The sequence below is a fragment of the Acinetobacter sp. YH12126 genome (genome assembly GCF_013418745.1).
Lineage (GTDB): Bacteria > Pseudomonadota > Gammaproteobacteria > Pseudomonadales > Moraxellaceae > Acinetobacter > Acinetobacter amyesii.
In genome coordinates this window covers 1-1,476 of the sequence record NZ_VPBM01000050.1, presented here as the reverse complement: position 1 = coordinate 1,476, position 1,476 = coordinate 1, and the positions used below count along the sequence as shown (strand labels likewise).

Annotated in this window: 2 protein-coding genes and 1 pseudogene; all 3 read right to left on the bottom strand. The window is 39.3% G+C overall.

Annotated features, from left to right (window positions below; translation table 11 throughout):
* Positions 1-125 (bottom strand): annotated as a pseudogene (locus FTU62_RS17220) (CmlA/FloR family chloramphenicol efflux MFS transporter); the annotation flags it as partial.
* Positions 126-199: 74 nt separating this feature from the next.
* Positions 200-1,075 carry an SDR family oxidoreductase gene (locus FTU62_RS17215; RefSeq protein ID WP_078081115.1) on the bottom strand — a complete coding sequence of 292 codons (876 nt, stop codon included), beginning with the start codon at positions 1,073-1,075 and terminating at the stop codon, positions 200-202.
* A gap of 86 nt (positions 1,076-1,161) precedes the next feature.
* A partial coding sequence (locus tag FTU62_RS17290) for a hypothetical protein (RefSeq protein ID WP_218944809.1) occupies positions 1,162-1,476 on the bottom strand: 315 nt, incomplete at its 5' end.

Sequence of the window (1,476 nt, the reverse complement as noted above, 5' to 3'; positions counted from 1 at the left end):
GTCGCGAACGTCGCCACCAGCATGGCCGACGCGCCCACTGCTTGAAGTAGACGGAAAGCGACAAAGGCCGGTGCAGTTGAAGACCAAGCTGCTCCCAGAGACGCAATGACGAAAGCCGTTGCGCCCGGCGATTAAGTTAATAAACATATTAAATCATTAATTAGTTTTTGTAGTTTAGAGAGTTTATTTCTTAGGGTTTCTATTCCTCAATTATTCCGTATCCTTCTGGTGCAGGAATCCCATGTTCCGAAGAACGACTGACTGATTCCCACTCTTTCCATGTAAATATACGTTTTTCTGCATTTTCAACAGCTAAATCATATACAAGGCTTCCCAGAACTAATCGGAGAGGCGGATTCTCACTATTAACCAGTTTCATTATAGCTTCGGCGGCTAACTTAGGATCACTATCCACCGATTCGTTTGAATATTGTTGGGCCAACTTTTCACGTAATGAATCATACTCTTTTTTCTGTGTAGTAAAACTCATTTTTAAGTATAGATTCGTCCAGTAACCTCCAGGTTCTACGATAGATACTTTTATACCAAAATGTGCAGCTTCTTGTGCTAAAGCCTCGCTAAATCCTTCTAAAGCAAATTTACTAGCGCTATAGATTCCCGACATTGGACCACTAATCAGTCCACCAATACTAGATATCTGGATAATATGACCTGATTCTTGTGCCCGCAAGTACGGCATAACAGCTTGACTTACCCATACTGTACCGAAGAAATTAGTTTCCATTTGGCTTCTAACTTCATCTTCACTAAATTCTTCAATCATTCCCATTACCATATTCCCTGCATTGTTAATGACAATATCGAGTCTTCCAAAATGTTTAATGGCAGTTTCCACTGTAGTCGAAACAGCACTTCTATCAGTAACATCAAGACTTAAAGGAAGTAACATTCCTTCAAACTGGCATTTTAACTCATTCAGTTTTTCAATATTTCTAGCAACACCAACAACCTTCTCTCCTGACTCCAATGCTTTTTTTGTGAATTCGTATCCTAGTCCACTGCTTGCACCTGTAATAAACCACACACGTGTATTTTCATTGTTATTAAATGTCATAAATAATCTCCTCCATTAATCATGTAATATTGGTATCATTCAATACCAATTTAAAACAAACAAAATAAAGAGCACAGGCAATCTGCCTATGCTCTAAATATAGAAATATAAAATTTCAACAGGATTAATCCGATTGTTGGTATCACAAATAAGCCATCAAATTCATTGATGTACCCTTTTCTACGAAGTGTCATGGGAGATCTCCCTTTAAAATAAAAAAGAGGAAGATTCCTCTCCCCCTTTTTACTATAACCGTATAATAAAGGTTTCCTATACGTATAGGAAGAATAAACGCCCTTTTCACCCAAGTCCAACAGCTTTGGACCGCAGTTGACTCTTTCGACACCCCTGCGATGCAACCCAATCCGGCTGACGGGGAGCCAGCAACGCTGAAAATTTAC